Origin of the sequence: Paenibacillus sp. S25 (genome assembly GCF_019454085.1) — a bacterium.
GTDB lineage: Bacteria > Bacillota > Bacilli > Paenibacillales > Paenibacillaceae > Paenibacillus > Paenibacillus polymyxa_B.
Genome location: NZ_CP073683.1, coordinates 3,816,761 through 3,834,836, shown reverse-complemented (window position 1 = coordinate 3,834,836; position 18,076 = coordinate 3,816,761). Strand labels below are relative to the sequence as shown.

Below are 18,076 nucleotides of genomic sequence, written 5' to 3'. Positions count from 1 at the left end.
CCACAAGATGGGAATGCAGGAGGGAAGAAGATCATAATGTCACAATCCGTGGTTGAATTACTTGAAATCGAACGAGGTATTATTCAAGTGAAAATGCAAGATAGAGTTCATAAAAATACATTTACGCTTGAAATGACCCATGGACTAAGACAAGCGTTCAAGACGATCCAAGAAGATTCAACCTGCAAAGTCGTAATTCTAACAGGATACGATAATTACTTTGCCACGGGTGGGACGCAAGAAGGACTGTTGGCTTTACATGAAGGAATCTCGAAGTTTACCGATGAAAATATTTACTCACTTGCATTGGGCTGCAAAGTTCCAGTGATAGCTGCCATGCAGGGACATGCGGTGGGCGGAGGCTTTGTAATGGGGCTATTTTCTGATTTTGTAGTCCTAAGCAGGGAAAGTGTGTACACGACTAATTTTATGAGATACGGATTCACACCGGGAATGGGTGCCACGTATATTATTCCTAAAAAACTAGGGTTCAGCTTGGGAGAAGAGCTATTGTTAAATGGGGGCAATTATCGAGGGGTTGAACTGGAAAAACGGGGAGTTCCATTTCCGACCCTGCCCCGCAAAGAAGTGATGGGCTATGTAATGGATCTTGCCCGGCAGCTAGCCGAGAAACCCAGATTTTCTTTAATCACGCTAAAGGATCATTTGGTTGCTCCACTCCGGGAACAGCTTCCCAAAATCGTAGAACAAGAGCTTATCATGCATGAGAAGACCTTTCATCAAGCGGAGGTTAAAGAACGAATTATCAACTTGTTTGGAAAATAACCGAATTTTATATACAAGAGCATGCAATAGGCATATAGCCTTCCTCATCACTCGTTTTTTCTTTGATATATTTTAGCAGGCAACTCCTGGAAATGCTTCAAATGTGAATAATAGCTCAAAATGGACAGGGTGACAAGCCTTTAGCTCATGTTATATAAACTTTGTGTTTTGAGGAGTTGGTGGAGAATGATGCGAAAACATGACCAAACATGGAACCTTGATATTCCGATCGCTTCTTTTATTGAAACTTGCCGGGAATTTCCTGAAAAAGAGTTATTTACGTTTGAGAAAGAAGGCCAGAGTCCTCAAATTCTTTCCGGAAATACGCTTCTACATCAAATACAGGCTTTGGGCAGTATCCTATTGAAAGAACTGGCTGAGCAGGAACGGGCACTTCTTGTATTTCCTCAGGGCCTGGAATATATCAGCAGCATGCTAGCATGTTTTTATGCAAATATCGTGGCCATACCTACACCTATTACAGATTCGGAGCCGGATGAAAAAATCTTTGAGAAGATGATGCCTATCTATAAGGATTCCCAAGCTGTATGTATCATAACTAATACGGACTTCAAAGCATTTCTCCAAACACGGAAGGAGTTTAATTCAATCCGCATCCTGAATATTGATGAAATCTTTCAAGAAGACACCGTTGACGTTGAGATAGAGATGAGAATGCCAGCGCCGCAGGATACTGCTCTTTTGATGTATACATCGGGTTCAACATCCTTGCCAAAAGGCGTAATCCTTAGTCACAGCTGCTTGATGAATCAGGCCAAGGCCGAGCAATGGAGAATTGACCGGAATAGTCGTGTTGTTTCCTGGACGCCGCAATTCCATGCTTTTGGACTGCATAACAATATTTTAGTCCCACTTTTAAACGGGGCGTCGAGCATTATTCTCCCGCCAGAAAGCTTCGCTAAAAATCCGGAAAATTGGATTCATATGATTGACAAGTATCAGGCTACCCATACGGCAGCGCCAAATTTTGCGTTCGATTATTGCTGCTCCACGCTGGACATAGCTTCAATTAAGCAATATTCACTTCGTCATCTCCAAGCGATTATATGTGCAGGTGAGCCCATCCGGAAGGAAACTTACGAGAACTTCATCCATAAATTCTGGGCATTAGGGCTACGAGAGGATATATTTTGTCCCCTCCTTGGCTTATCGGAGCTGTGCCCTGTCGCCAGTATAAAACCAGGTCAGTCGATGAGATTCCTAAATTTGGATATTCCTAGCTTGGAGCAACGAAGAGTCCAATACACGGATGAAAAGAATAAATCGAAGTCTGTAGTGAGCTGTGGGGAGATCGAAGATCCGACGCAAATACGGATTGTTCATCCAGAAAGGCATACACAATGCTTACCGGAGGAAGTCGGCGAGATTTGGATTAAATCCGCACGGATGGCAGAGGGTTATTTAAACAGGAAGGAAGAAACGAATAGCACTTTTGAGGTAGCCCTTTCTGATACAAAAGAAGGCGGCTTTTTTCGTTCCGGGGACCTTGGCTTCATTGCGGATAATCATATCTATGTCATCGGCAGAGAGAAGGAAGTCATCATTATTCGCGGCAAAAACCATCACCCCGTCGATATTGAATGGACCATCCAAAAGAATATGCCAGAGTTGACCTTGCCCATCGCTGTATTTTCCTCTGAAATCAATGGTCAGGAAAAAGTAATCGTCGTACAGGAAATTGAAGTGCCCCTTCATGAGCAGAAATATAAACGTCTGGTCGAAAACATACTGAATGCCGTATCCAATACGCATCAACTTGAAATTTACGATATTTATTTGCTGCTTAAGGGAAGTATACCCAAAACAGGAAGTGGGAAAATCCAAAGAAAGATCTGCCGCAATGCTTACATCAAACAAGAGCTTCAAGCACTTTATCAATATCGGAGTGCGTTCTCACCATCACATTCGAATATGGAAGAAACCGCCGCAGAAAACCATGACAGTACGATTAATGCCGTTTCGTTGGTTCAGTCGAAGATTCAGGAGTATATAGTGCAATTTTTGTGTTGGGAACTGAATCTCAAGCACGAGGAAATGAATTTGAATACAAATCTTCATGGTTATGGCATCGATTCTATTCTTGTCATGAAGCTTATACGCGGCCTTGAGAAGTCCTATCCGATCAAGGTTAAAGCAAGAGAAATTTTAGAGAACCCGACGATTCAACTATTATCGGCATATTTAGCCCAAAAGGTGGAAGAAGATAAATCCACTGTACAGGTCAATACTGAGAAAAATTCGCTCAGTTTCCGAAGGAATCCGCTTTCTGAAGTGCAGAAAGGGTTGTGGCTATTACATAAAATGTCCCCTGAGATGAATGCTTACAATATACCAATATGCCTCCGGTTTAATACGAAGATTGAGATTGAGAGCATTAAACGGGCTTTTCACATCGTTTTAGAACAGTACCCTATTTTAAAAAGTGTGATTGAAGAGGAAAATGGGATACCTTATCAAAAGCTGCAGCCCACGCAGCCGCTTCATGTGCAAGTGGAGGATATTTCAGCCTTGGAAGCAGATGATATTATTCCATTTATTAGGAATAAAGCAAAGCAACCATTCATGCTGGAACAGGATCCTTTGATGCGTATTTATGTTATGTCCAGATCTGAACAGGAACATTTCATACTGGTTGTCATCCACCATATTATTTTTGATGGAAGTTCTTTCGGCATGTTTACACAAAGCTTTTTAGATGCCTATAAAAATGTGGTACAGGGAAAGTCATCGACGGTGTTGCCACCCGCAGCGAGCTACGGCGATTTTGTTAAATGGGAGCAAACGATGTTAGCGAGTGCAGAAGGGGAGAAGTATCGTTCCTACTGGACACAACAGCTGTCAGGTGCTTTACCGACCCTGGAGCTGCCATATGACCGCTCTAGTTTTCCGGCTCAAAGTATGGAAGCACAAACATATTCCAAGCCGCTTCCGCTTAAATGGGTCAAACGGGTAAAGTCTTTTGCCCAAGCGCAATATACGAGCTTGTCCACAGTCTTGTTAGGTATGTATACGGTATTGCTTAACCAGTATTCGGGACAGGAAGATATCATTGTTGGAATGCCAGTTATGGTGCGCCCGGAGCAGCGTTTTGATAAGTTAATCGGCTACTTTGTCAATATGCTTCCAATACGGAGTCAGATATCGGAAACAGAGACATTCCTGGATTTCATGAAAAAATTGCAGCTGACAGTAATCGATGGAATGGATCATGCCTCGTATCCTTTTCCGGCTCTGGTCCGAGAATTGAATGTGCCGCGGATGCAGATGAGCTCACCTATTTTCCAAGCAGCCTTTTCATATCAAAACTTCCTTCCAACTTCAAGCTTTCAGCAACTTTGCAAGCCATATAAAGATATCTTTTTCGTCGAATTGGTTGAAGAAATTCACCAAGAAGGCGAATATGAGTTGGTATTGGAACTGCAAGAGCAGGAAGAGGAAATGATATTAAATATCAAATATCGCTCCAATTTGTTCGATCATTCAACCATCATACAGATGGCAGAGCGTTATATAGAATTAGCGGAAGCAATTATGGAGAATCCCGCTTGGCCCTTGGAGGAGCATTCATTACTCTTACCAGAGGAAAAGGACATCATCCTTAATGACTGGAATGCTACCGGAACAAGTTATTCTGATAAGTGCTTCCCTGAATTATTCGCAAAACAGGCAAGAAAAACACCTGAAGCTATTGCAGTTGTATATGAAAAGGAATCGCTTACCTATGGGGAACTAAAAGAAAAGAGCACTTTGCTGGCCTTATATTTGCAGAAACATGGGGTAACTCCTGATACTCTTGTGGGGATTTGCATGGAACGTTCTTTAGATATGGTGATTGGGCTATTAGGAATCCTGATGGCCGGTGGAGCCTACGTGCCGCTCGATCCGGAATATCCGGAGGACCGATTGGAGTATATGCTTCAGGATTCCAATGTTTCACTGGTTATTACGCAATCGGGGTTGTTGGAGAAAGTGTCACGCTTGGAAGGGAACAACGTTAGCTGTATTGTCCTTGATAAAGACTGGGATCATCTGAAAAGTGATGTGAAGGGTAGAAAGACAATCAAACGGGAAGTGCAACCTCACCATTTGGCATATGTGATATATACCTCTGGAAGTACAGGGAAACCCAAGGGGGTCATGATTCCACATAAAGCGTTGACCAACTTTCTTATGTCCATGGGAGAGCAGCCCGGTTTAACAGAGCAGGACAAGCTACTTGCAGTGACAACGTATTGCTTTGATATAGCGGGACTGGAATTATATCTGCCTTTGATTAAGGGGGCTCAATGCTATATTTGCAGCTCCAAAAACATAAAGGATGCCGAAAGACTTAAGCGGGAAATTCAAAGAATAAAACCGACAATTATGCAAGCTACTCCTGTGACTTGGACCCTGCTCTTTCAAGCCGGCTGGAAGAACGAAGAGAACATAAAAGTTCTCTGCGGAGGGGAAGCCCTTTCGGAAACGTTGAAATCTTATTTTGTTCATAACAGCTGTGACGCATGGAATATGTTCGGTCCGACTGAAACCACAATTTGGTCTACAATTCAAAAGATCGACACAGATAAGCCTATTTCGATCGGTAAGCCTATCGCAAACACCCAGATTTACATTTTGGACAAACATCTTAGACCTGTGCCTGTCGGTCTTCCGGGAGAGCTTTTTATTTCGGGCAGCGGATTGGCCAGAGGCTATTGGAACCAGCCAGAGCTTACGGCTGAAAAGTTCATAGACAACCCATTCAATCCGGAAACCAAGCTCTACAGAACTGGAGATTTATGCAGGTGGCTTTCGGACGGCTCTATTGAGTATGTGGGACGGATGGATTATCAAGTGAAAATTCGCGGGTTTCGGATCGAGCTGAGTGAAGTTGAAGGTCAGGTCAGAACATATCCAGGAATCGATGATTGTGTTGTGATTGCCAAGGAACAGGGGGGGAATAAGCAGCTTGTTGCCTACTGTTTGCTGAACAATTCCGAGTCCGGTAAGCCTCCTCTCGATCCGAAGGAAGTGCGAAACTATTTAAAAACTTTCTTGCCCTATTATATGATACCAGCATTTTTTATAGAGCTAGATAAGCTGCCTTTGACCCCAAATGGGAAAATAGATCGAAAAGAATTAATGAGTCGCAGGATAGAGTTAGCAACAACAAGAAAGATCCATTTACCACAATCGGATGTTGAACATCAAGTTCTAACGGTATGGAAAAAACTTCTAAATATTGATGATCTAAGTACAGATGATGCTTTCTTTGACGTAGGCGGGAATTCTTTTTCAGCAGCAGAGATGATCGGAAGGGTCAAGGAATTGTTGGAATGCGATATTTCGGTGACAGCATTGTTCAAGTATCCGACAGTTAAGGAACTCAGTGCCTACATTACAGAAACAAGAAGCGAGAATGTTGATTTTCAAACAGAACAGTCACATACACCGGAACAAACAGATACAGCTGAAAATACAGCCTTACCGAAAATGGATTCAGGCGAAGATGACCTCAAGCCACCCTACCCAGATTATTTTGAGGATAGTCTCGCAATTATAGGGATTTCATGTCATTTTCCGGGGGCCAAAAACCATGCCGAGTTTTGGAACAATTTGAGGGCAGGGGTAGAGAGTGTCCGCTTCTTTTCCGAGGAAGAATTGGTTGGATTAGGGTTGGAAAAAGAAATCGTCGGGAATCGAGGCTATGTTCCCGGACGATGCACAATTGAAGGAAAAGAGTATTTCGACCCTGAGTTTTTCAGCTTATCACAGAAAAATGCAGAGTTTATGGACCCTCAAATGAAATTGCTGTTGCAGCATTCATGGAAAGCCGTTGAGGATGCTGGCTATATTAGCAAAGAAATTCCTGAAACCAGTGTGTATATGTCGGCAAGCAGCAGTTTCTATCAAGCATTTATCCCAAATTTGGCGTCGCAATCACCTAATGTCCTGAAGAACGCGGATGAATATGTAACCTGGATTTTAGCACAGGGTGGGACAATTCCTACCATGATCTCTCACAAATTGGGATTTAAAGGTCCGAGTTTGTTTGTGCACTCGAACTGCTCTTCCTCATTAGTCGGATTGCGTCTGGCTTCGCAAAGCCTGTTATCCGGTGAGGCCAAATACGCTTTAGTCGGAGCATCGACGATCTTTCCTTTCACTAGTTTAGGCTATGTGCATCAACCTGGCTTGAATTTCTCCAGTGATGGACATATTAAAGCCTTTGACGAGTCAGCAGATGGAATGATTGGCGGAGAAGGGGTTGGGGTTGTTCTACTGAAGAAAGCGCCAGATGCCATTAGAGACGGTGACCATATTTATGCGCTTTTACGGGGAGTAGGTGTGAACAACGATGGAACCGACAAATTAGGATTTTATGCCCCAAGTGTCAAAGGTCAGGCTGAGGTTATTCAGAAGACGATAGAATCAACCCGAATTCATCCCGAATCTATCAGTTATATCGAGACGCATGGAACCGGAACAAAATTGGGCGATCCTGTTGAATTTGCCGCCTTAAATGAAACGTACAGGCAGTATACAACCAAAAAACAATTTTGCGGTATTGGATCGGTCAAAACCAATATCGGGCATCTGGATACTGCAGCAGGTTTGGCGGGGTGCATTAAAGTTGCTTTAAGCTTATACCATAATGAGATTCCTCCTTCACTTAATTACGAAAAACCGAATTCTGATATCAATTTTCCTGATTCACCCTTTTATGTTGTTGATAGTCTCCAAAAATGGGAGAATGCGTCGGCTCCCCATCGGGCGGCGTTAAGCTCCTTTGGAATAGGCGGAACTAATGCTCATGCCATTTTTGAACAATTTGTAGTCAATGCTGAATCAGAACGATTTAAAGATAGTTCTGTGAACGAAGAAGCTGTCTATCTGATTCTATTATCTGCAAGGAATCATCATCGTCTTAAAGTGTATGCACAAGAGCTTTCAGATTTTTTGATAGCTTCTGAAGACATTAATTTGTCGGATGTATCCTTTACGCTTCAGACAGGACGAATGGTAATGAAAAACCGGGTAGCTTTTATCGTAAAGAATACGAGCGAGCTGGTACAAAAGCTCAAATTGTTCACGAGTGAACAAGAACCTATCGAGAACTGCTGGAGGGGAGAAAACAATCAGTCAAAAAATTCAGTGCAATTATTTGAACAGGAAGAAGTTTTCAAGGAATTAATGAGCAAATGGATTGCAAATCGTGAAATGAACAAGCTGGCAGAGTTGTGGGCCAAAGGCTTCTATATAGATTGGCGATTGCTATATTCCAATGTCATACCGAAAAGAATAAGTCTACCTACGTATCCTTTTGCTCAGGAGCGTTGTTGGGCTCCTGAGGTTGAGGCCGGAGTAGTTAGAACCGGAACAGCGGAAGCGCCTGCCGTTACGAGTAGCCGTACACTGCTATTTGAGCCTGCCTGGAAGGAGCAGGACGTACCGCTGGAAGCCGAAGCCCCTGCCTATGATTGGCGAATGGTCTTGCTTTGTGAGCCGGAAGAAGCTTTGCACGAGCGACTCGAAGCGAGCTTGATTGGAGCTGCGCAGGTGCTTGCCTTTCAATCCGGGAAGAGCCGGGTCGATGAGCGGTTCCAGGCCTATGCTGTTCAGGCCTTTGAGAGCATCCAAAGTATGCTCAAAGACAAGCCGAAGGGAAGAGTACTGGTCCAAATTGTGGTGTGGAACGCCGGGGAAGGACAGCTCTATTCGGGACTTTCGGGACTGTTGAAAACAGCCCGGCTGGAAAACCCGAAATTCATCGGGCAGCTGATTGAAGTGGATCAGGGAGAACAGGCGGAAGGTATCCTGGCGAAGCTGGAGGACAACAGTCGAAGCCCGATGGATGGCTGGATTCGCTATGAGGAAGGTCAACGGAAAACCGCTTTCTGGAGCAGGCTTGAAACATTTGGGCAAGAAGAGGGGCATCCATGGAGAGATGGTGGGGTCTATCTGATCACTGGAGGCTCCGGCAGTCTGGGGCTGCTGGTTGCAGAAGAGATTGCCCAGCAGACGCGAGCAGCGATCTTCATTTTGACGGGCCGGTCGCCGCTGGACCGAGACAAGCAGACGAGGCTACAGGAGCTGGAGTCTTCAGGAGCCAGCGTGGTGTACAGGCAAGGCGATATCACCGACAGGAAGACGGTTATCGATTTACTGAACAGCATCAAGCAGGAATATGGGCGTGTCCATGGGATCATCCACTGCGCAGGGGTGATTCAAGATAACTTCATCATCAAAAAAACAAGGAAAGAATTTATAGAGGTGCTGGGACCGAAGGTGAGCGGACTGGTCCATCTGGATGAGGCGAGTAGCGGTCAGGACCTGGACTTCTTTGTGCTCTTTTCTTCCATATCGGGTAGCCTGGGCAATCCGGGACAGGCTGACTATTCGACCGCCAATGCCTTTATGGATGCATACGCCGAATACCGGAACGCGCTGGTAGGGGCCAAGCAACGGCGGGGACAGACGTTATCCATCCGCTGGCCGCTGTGGAAAGAGGGCGGTATGCGGATCGATGCGGATTCGGAACAGATCATGACGCAAAACATGGGCATTACAGCCATGCAGACTCGGTCGGGAATGAGGGCGTTGTACCAAAGCTTGGCCTCCGGCAAGGAGCAGGTGATGGTCATGGAGGGGGAACCTGAGAAAATTGAGGCCTACCTGGCGAAAGCCGTTTCACAAGCCAGTGTCCGTGCCATTCAGGCAGTACCTAACCAGGCAAGCGTACCTATGCTGGATGCAGGCTTGCTCTACGACAAAACCTTGCATTGTCTCAAGGTGCTGTTTGGAGAGGTAACCCGGCTGAGCGTCGGCAGCATTGAAACCAATGAACCGCTGGAAACCTATGGAATCGACTCGATTATAATTACCCAGCTCAATGCCAAGCTGGCGGGCTTTTTTGGAGAACTGTCCCAGACGCTGTTTTATGAGTACCAAACTTTGCGTGCTTTGACGGAATATTTTGTGGCGGAATACCCGCAGGAATGTATGCAGTGGGCCGGGATGAGCCATGACATGCATTCTGTAGAGGAAATACTTGCGGCACCGTTGTACGCCGAGGAAGAAGCCGTGCCGGCTCCGGTAAAGGCGGAAGCGAAGCCCGTCCAAAGCTTGGCCGGGTCTGCTCCTGCGGAAATGCGTGAACCGATAGCGATCATTGGAATGGCTGGAAAGTATCCCTGGTCCAGGGATATGAACGAATATTGGGAAAATCTAAAAGCAGGGAAGGACTGTGTCACCGAAATCCCGCGTGTCCGCTGGACGCTGGAAGGGTTCTTCCATCCTGATCCACAGGAAGCGGTGGTGAATGCAAAAAGCTACAGCAAATGGGGGAGCTTTATTGAAGGTTTTGCAGAATTCGATCCACTGTTTTTCAATATTTCGCCACGGGAAGCACTCGGTATGGACCCGCAGGAAAGGTTGTTCATTGAAGCCTGCTGGGAAGCACTGGAGGACGCGGGCTATACTCGGGAACAGCTTGCGGTGCGGCATAACCGCCGGGTAGGCGTATTTGCTGGAATTACTAAGACGGGCTACGAACTCTATGGGCCGGAATTATGGAAGAAGGGAGCGCAAATATTTCCCCAAATATCCTTTAGTTCAGTAGCGAATAGGATTTCGTACCTCTTTAATTTGCAAGGGCCAAGCATGCCGATCGACACGATGTGTTCATCCTCGTTGACCGCGATTCATGAAGCCTGTGAGCATCTGTACCGCGGAGAATGCGAAATGGCTATTGCTGGCGGAGTAAATCTGTATCTCCATCCGCTCAGCTATGTCGGACTTTGCGCCAACCACATGCTGTCGATAGACGGGCAGTGCAAGAGCTTCGGCAAAGGAGGCAACGGGTTTGTCCCTGGAGAAGGCGCGGGGGTCGTCCTATTAAAGCCGCTGTCCAAGGCGATCGCTGATGGGGACCTCATCCATGCGGTGATCCGGGGGACGAGTATCAACCATGGAGGCAAGACCAACGGCTATACGGTGCCGAACCCGACAGCCCAAGGGGAACTGATCCGGTCGGCACTGGAGCGAGCGGGGGTCCATGCGCGGACGGTCAGCTATATTGAAGCTCACGGGACAGGTACAGAGCTGGGAGACCCGATTGAAGTGACGGGTCTGACCCAGGCATTCAAGAAGGATACACCGGATACTGGATTCTGCGCCATAGGCTCTGTGAAGTCCAACATCGGACACTTGGAGGCGGCAGCGGGCATCGCCGGGGTTGGGAAAATCATCTTGCAGATGAAAAACCAGACGCTGGTTCCCAGCCTGCATGCCCAAGAATTGAATCCGAACATCCATTTCGGTCAGACGCCGTTCGTCGTCCAGCAGGAGCTGGGGGAATGGAAGCGGCCGGTGGTTGAGATCGATGGAGAGACGCGGGAATATCCGAGGATTGCTGGGATTTCATCGTTTGGAGCGGGAGGCTCCAATGCGCATGTCATCATCGAAGAGTACATTGCGGAAGAGAAGGTGCCGATGAGCGTTACGGCTCAAAAGCCTGCAATCATCGTATTGTCGGCCAAAAATGAAGAACGACTGAAAAAGCAGGCCGAGAGATTGCTAGCTGTTATGCGGGAAGGACAGCTCAGCGAAAGCAGTCTGGCCGATGTGGCATACACGCTGCAGGTGGGACGCGAAGCCATGGAAGAGCGGCTGGCAGTGATTGCAGGGTCTATGCAGGAGCTGGTGGACAAGCTGGAAGGATTCCTGGAAGGACGGGACGGAATCCCTGAGTTGTACCGGGGCCAGGTCAAACGGAATAAGGAGGCGCTGACGGCGCTGATCGAAGATGAAGACATGGAGAAAATGATTGCTGCCTGGATAGGGAAAAGGAAATATTCGAAGGTAGTTGATCTCTGGGTCAAGGGACTGGCGATGGATTGGAACATGCTTTATGGGGATGCCAAGCCGCGGCGAATCAGCCTGCCAGCCTATCCTTTTGCGAGGGAGCGGTACTGGATCACGGATATTAAAACTAAATCGGCTTCCATTGAATCTGCAGATGCTGTAAAGCCAATAGATTCGTTCATTGCCCAAAAGACACTTGCCAAAACGGCAAATGTTTCGGAAATGAATAAGGAAGACATCGCTGCTTCAAATCCCGAAGCTATTCCTTCGTATATCCAAAACATCCAGAGTCATATTTCTGCCAGTGTAAAAATAAAGAAGATGCCAGATCTTTCTTATCTAGCGGCTGCATACGAGACAATGTCCTCGACTACAGTCGACAGCAAAGCTTACTCGGAACAGGACGGAGCGACACGAGGGGCTGAACGGGAATGGAGGCTTACAGATGAAGGAAATGAATGATATCTTATGCAGGCTGTTATGGAGCCATTTGCGCTTGATGGGATTATGTCCATATGCGCAAATGGAAAAGAAAGCTATGATCTCAGATTTTAAAACAAAAACCGCCTTACTGAATTTATACGATCGTTGGCTTGAAGAAAGCATAGAGATTTTGGTACGGAATCAGTATTTGTACTGTAATGGAGAGTCATATAGCGTAGCGGGTACCGCTCCGGTCGATCTGCAGGCTGTATGGAAGGAGTGGGAATGGAAAAAAGGGGCGTGGCTGAAAAATCCGGATCTCTCAGCCTGGGTATTTTTGGTGGAATCAACCTTGCGCAAGCTGCCGGAAATTTTAACCGGGAAAATACCAGCCACCGATATCATTTTTCCTAATTCCTCTATGAAACTGGTAGAGGGTATATATAAGAACAGTCCTGCAGCGGATTACTTTAATGAAGTGTTGGGAGATATCGTAGTTTCCTATCTGAATGAGCGGATTAAGCATGACCCGTCGGTACCGATTCGAATCATTGAAATTGGTGCAGGCACTGGAGGTACTAGCGCTTTGGTCTTCCAGAAGCTCGAACCTTATCGGGAGTATATTCAAGAATATTGCTATACCGACAAATCCAGAGCATTTTTATTACATGCACAAAAAGAATACGGTCCGAAAAATCCTTACCTGACTTATCAAATTTTTAATGTGGAAGAGTTGGCTCAGGGACAAGATATTGATACAGGTGGATATGATATTGCGATTGCCACCAATGTATTGCACGCCACACGGAACATTCGCCAAACGTTACGCAATGTCAAAGCGGCGCTGCGAGAAAACGGTCTGATTCTTATAAATGAAATCAGCGGTAACTCTCTGTTAAACCATCTATCCTTTGGCCTTTTAGAGGGATGGTGGCTTTATAATGACCCGGAGCTGCGCATTCCAGGCTCTCCCGGGTTATATCCCGAAAGTTGGCAAAGGGTATTGGAAATGGAGGGTTTCCGGTCCGTTTTCTTCCCCGCTCAGGAAGCGCATGATATAGGTCAACAAATTATTGTGGCGGAAAGCGATGGTATGATTCTGAACAAACAGGAGCCTGAACACGACAAATCTCAAATGAAACAGCGTGACGAAGGAATTCGATCAGATATTGATGTAACAAGCGAGATGGCTGAAGAGTATGTCCAGGAGCTTATCGTAGGGAAGCTGGTAGAGGCTTTGAATGTGGACTTTACTATGATTGATATTCATGAGTCATTCGCAGATTATGGGCTGGACTCCATTCTTGGCGTTAACTTTGTGCAGGCTGTCAATCAGGGGCTGGGGATTCATTTGCAAACTACCGACATCTTCGATTACAGTTCGGTAAAACAACTGACGCTATACATTTTAAGCCAATATGGAGATAAAGTTTCACAAGTCTTGGACCAGAGCGCTAATCCAATAGACAACATGGAAGATGCTAGTCGCGACATCCAAAAACTTAAAGACACGGATTATACGATTCATCCTGTTGAAACGGCAAGTATATCCTTTGAGCAGGACAGACCCAATAAGAAGGATAAAGAGAAAGCTTTAACACCAAGGGAGCCCATTGCGATTATTGGAATGAGCGGGCGGTTTGCTGGATCTGATAATGTACATGAGCTTTGGAATCACCTTAAGAACGGTGACGATTTAGTGGAAGAGGTAACCCGGTGGGATCTTTCGAAATACCAGGAAAAACATGCAAGCTACTGCAATCACGGCAGTTTTTTGGGGGATATTGATAAGTTTGATCCACTTTTTTTCAATATCTCAGGATTGGAAGCGACCTATATGGATCCGCAGCAGCGATTGTTCCTGGAGGAAGCGTGGCATGCTCTGGAAGATGCTGGCTATGCGGGGACAGGGATGGAGGGTCGCCGTTGTGGAGTGTATGTGGGCTGTGCCGAGGGAGATTACCAACAATTGCTGGGTGAAGACCTGCCTCCACAAGCGCTTTGGGGTCATATGGGTTCCGTGATTCCGGCTAGGATCTCCTACTACTTGAATCTTCACGGACCAGCAATAGCTGTAGATACAGCTTGTTCCAGTTCGTTAGTTGCAGTTCATCTGGCTTGCCAAAGCTTATGGACCGGAGAAACGGATATGGCTTTAGCGGGTGGTGTCTATATTCATACGACCCCTCGCTGCTATTTGTATGGTGACAGGGCAGGGATGCTGTCTCGCTCGGGACGCTGCTATACCTTTGATGACAGGGCAGATGGAATGGTTCCGGGAGAAGCGCTTGGCGCGATTGTGCTCAAGCGACTTCATGAAGCTGTTGCTGATGGAGACCACATCTATGGAGTGATTTCAGGCTCAGCGATCAACCAGGACGGTACCACGAATGGACTTACTGCGCCAAGTCAGAAATCTCAGGAGCGACTCGAGCAAAATGTATACGATACATTTCATATCCACCCAGAGCAAATCCAGATGGTGGAAGCACATGGAACTGGCACCAAATTGGGAGATCCCATTGAATATCAGGCACTGACTCGAACCTTTAGAAAGTATACCGACAAGAAGGAATATTGCGCTATAGGGTCCATTAAGACGAATATTGGCCATACGCAAATTGCGGCAGGAATTACGGGAATGATCAAACTGTTATTGTCATTAAAGAATAAGCAAATTCCTCCTACACTTCATTTCCGGTCGGGCAATTCAAATATTCAGTTTGCGGATAGTCCTTTTTATGTCAATACGTATCTGCAGGACTGGGAGGTTGAGCCTGGAGCCAGACGCTGTGCTGCGGTCAGCTCCTTTGGTGCCAGCGGTACGAATGCTCATATGGTTATAGAAGAGGCTCCACAGACGGAACGGAGACATTCCGAAAAGCCAGGTTATTTCATTCCGCTGTCGGCACGGACTTCAAAACAATTGCGCCAGCAGGTAGAGCAACTGCTTGCTTATTGTGAACAGGAGCCTAAGGCGGATTGCGGTAATATGAGTTATACATTATTGCTTGGGAGAAAGCACTGTAATCATCGGCTTGCCTGTGTTGCCCGTAATCAAGGCGAGCTTGTTATGTCCCTTAAAAAGTGGCTGGAAAAAGGCAGTGCTTCTCAAGTTTATCATTCTGAACTGCACGAAAAAGATCAACGCATACAAACATCTTTGAAAAGATACGGGGATGAATGTATTTACAATTGTCAAAATGCAAGCGATACCCGCGAGTATTTGGAGCTTTTGACTACGATTGCAGATTTGTATGTTCAGGGATATTCGTTAGACTTTGAGTGTTTGTTTTCAAATGAACAGTACTCTAGGATTCCGTTGCCAACTTATCCTTTTGCAAAAGAGCAGTATTGGGCGCCTAAGAGTGAGGACAAAATTACAGGCGGCAGAGCGGCAGAGCGTGAACCAAAATTTACGGTCGCCAGAGCTGCGGAAGCGCCTGCCGTTACGAGTAGCCGTACACTGCTATTTGAACCTACATGGAAAAAGAAGAATGTACCGCTGGAAGCCGAAGTCCCTGCCTATAATCGGCGAATGGTCTTGCTTTGTGAGCCAGACGAAGCTTTGCACGAGCGACTCGAAGCGAGTTTGAACGGAGCTGTGCAGGTGCTTGCCTTTCAATCCGGGAAGAGCCGGGTTGATGAACGGTTCCAGGCCTATGCTATTCAGGCCTTTGAGAGCATCCAGAACATACTCAAAGACAAGTCTGATGGGAGGGTGCTGGTCCAAATTTTGGTGCGGAACGCCGGGGAAGAACGGCTCTTTTCGGGACTTTCGGGACTGTTGAAGACAGCCCGGCTGGAAAACCCGAAATTCATCGGGCAGCTGATCGAAGTGGATCAGGGAGAACAGGCGGAAGGCATCCTGGCGAAGCTGGAGGACAACAGCCGTAGCCCGATGAATAGCTGGATTCGCTATGAGAACGGACAACGGACAATCGCTTGCTGGAGCAGGCTTGAAACATCTGGGCAAGAAGAGGGGCTTCCATGGAGAGATGGTGGGGTCTATCTGATTACCGGCGGCTCCGGCAGTCTGGGGCTGCTGGTTGCAGAAGAGATTGCCCGGCAGACGCAAGCAGCGACCTGCATTTTGACGGGGCGGTCGCCGCTGGACCGAGACAAGCAGACGAGGCTACAGGAGCTGGAGTCTTTAGGAGCCAGCGTGGTGTACAGGCAAGCGGATATCACCCATAGAAACACCGTTATCGATTTATTGAACAGCATTCAGCAGGAATTTGGACGTGTTCATGGGATTATCCACTGTGCAGGGGTGATTCACGATAATTTCATCATTAAAAAAACTAGTGAAGAATTTATGGAGGTGCTGGGACCGAAGGTAAGCGGACTGGTCCATCTGGATGAGGCAAGCAGTGGCCAGAACCTGGACTTCTTTGTGCTCTTTTCTTCCATATCGGGTAGCCTGGGCAATCCGGGACAGGCTGACTATTCGACCGCCAATGCCTTTATGGATGCTTACGCCGAATACCGGAATGCCCTGGTAGGGGCCAAGCAACGGCGGGGACGGACGTTATCCATCCGTTGGCCACTATGGAAAGAGGGCGGAATGCGGATTGATGCGGACACGGAACAGATCATGACGCAAAACATGGGTATTACTGCCATGCAGACCTGGTCGGGAATGAGGGCGTTGTACCAAAGCTTGGCCTCTGGCAAGAAGCAGGTGATGGTCATGGAAGGAGAACCTGAGAAAATTGAGGCCTACCTGGCAAAAGCTGTTTCACAGCCCGATGTCCATGCTATCCAGGCAGCTGTCCCTAGCCAGGCAACTGCACCTAAGCTGGATTCGAACTTGCTCTACGATAAAACCTTATATCGACTCAAGGTGCTATTGGGAGAGGTGACTCGGCTGAGCGTCAGCAGCATCGAAGCCCATGAGCCGCTGGAGAGGTATGGAATCGACTCGATCATGATTACCCAGCTCAATGCCAAGTTGGCGGGCTTCTTTGGAGAGCTGTCCCAGACGCTGTTTTATGAGTACCAGACCTTGCGCGCCTTGACGGAATATTTTGTAGCGGAATATCCGCAGGAGTGCATGCAGTGGACCGGGATGAGCCATGACATACAGCCTGTGGAGGAAACACTTGCGGCACCGCTGTATGTCAAAGAAGAAGCCGTGCCATCTGCGGCAAAGGCGGCAGCGAAGCCCGTCCGAAGCTTGGCCGGGTCTGCCCCTGCGGAAATGCGTGAACCAATAGCGATCATTGGGATGGCTGGAAAGTATCCCTGGTCCAGGGACATGAACGAATATTGGGAAAATCTAAAAGCAGGGAAGGACTGTGTCACCGAAATCCCGCGTGAGCGTTGGAGGATGGAAGAGTTCTTCCATCCTGATTCACAGGAAGCGGTGGCGAATGGAAAAAGCTACAGCAAGTGGGGGGGCTTTATCGAAGGATTTGCGGATTTCGATCCGCGCTTTTTCAATATTGCGCCACGGGAAGCACTCGGTATGGACCCGCAGGAAAGGCTGTTCATTGAAGCTTGCTGGGAAGCGTTGGAGGACGCAGGCTACACCCGGGAACAGCTTGCGGTGCGGCATAACCGCCGGGTAGGCGTATTCGCCGGAATTACCAAAACGGGCTTTGATCTATACGGACTTGATTTATGGAGAAAAGGAACACAAATATACCCTCACACATCCTTTAGTTCAGTGGCTAACAGGATTTCGTATCTCTTTAATTTGCAAGGGCCAAGCATGCCGATCGACACGATGTGTTCGTCTTCGTTGACCGCGATTCATGAAGCCTGTGAGCATCTGTACCGTGGAGAATGCGAAATGGCTATTGCAGGCGGAGTAAATCTGTATCTCCATCCGCTCAGCTATGTCGGACTTTGCGCCAACCACATGCTGTCGGCAGACGGGCAGTGCAAGAGCTTCGGCAAAGGAGGCAATGGGTTTGTCCCTGGAGAAGGCGCGGGGGTTGTCCTATTAAAGCCGCTGTCCAAGGCGATCGCTGATGGGGACCTCATCCATGCGGTG

At 47.2% G+C, this 18,076-nt stretch carries 3 protein-coding genes (1 of these 3 only partly in view); all 3 read left to right on the top strand.

What is annotated here, in order from left to right; all coding sequences use genetic code 11:
* Positions 1-36 precede the first annotated feature (36 nt).
* Positions 37-786, top strand: a complete 750-nt coding sequence (locus KAI37_RS16650; protein ID WP_023989389.1) for a polyketide synthase — start codon at positions 37-39, stop codon at positions 784-786.
* A 186-nt stretch (positions 787-972) separates the two neighbouring features.
* Complete coding sequence (locus KAI37_RS16645) at positions 973-12,114, top strand: hybrid non-ribosomal peptide synthetase/type I polyketide synthase (protein ID WP_220029851.1); 11,142 nt, start codon at positions 973-975, stop codon at positions 12,112-12,114.
* Positions 12,098-18,076, top strand: the beginning of a protein-coding gene (locus KAI37_RS16640; RefSeq protein WP_220029850.1) for an SDR family NAD(P)-dependent oxidoreductase. 13,710 nt of this gene lie beyond the right edge of the window; the window shows 5,979 of its 19,689 coding nt (coding positions 1-5,979); the start codon lies at positions 12,098-12,100; its stop codon lies beyond the right edge, outside the window. The genes KAI37_RS16645 and KAI37_RS16640 overlap by 17 nt, the downstream gene beginning before the upstream one ends.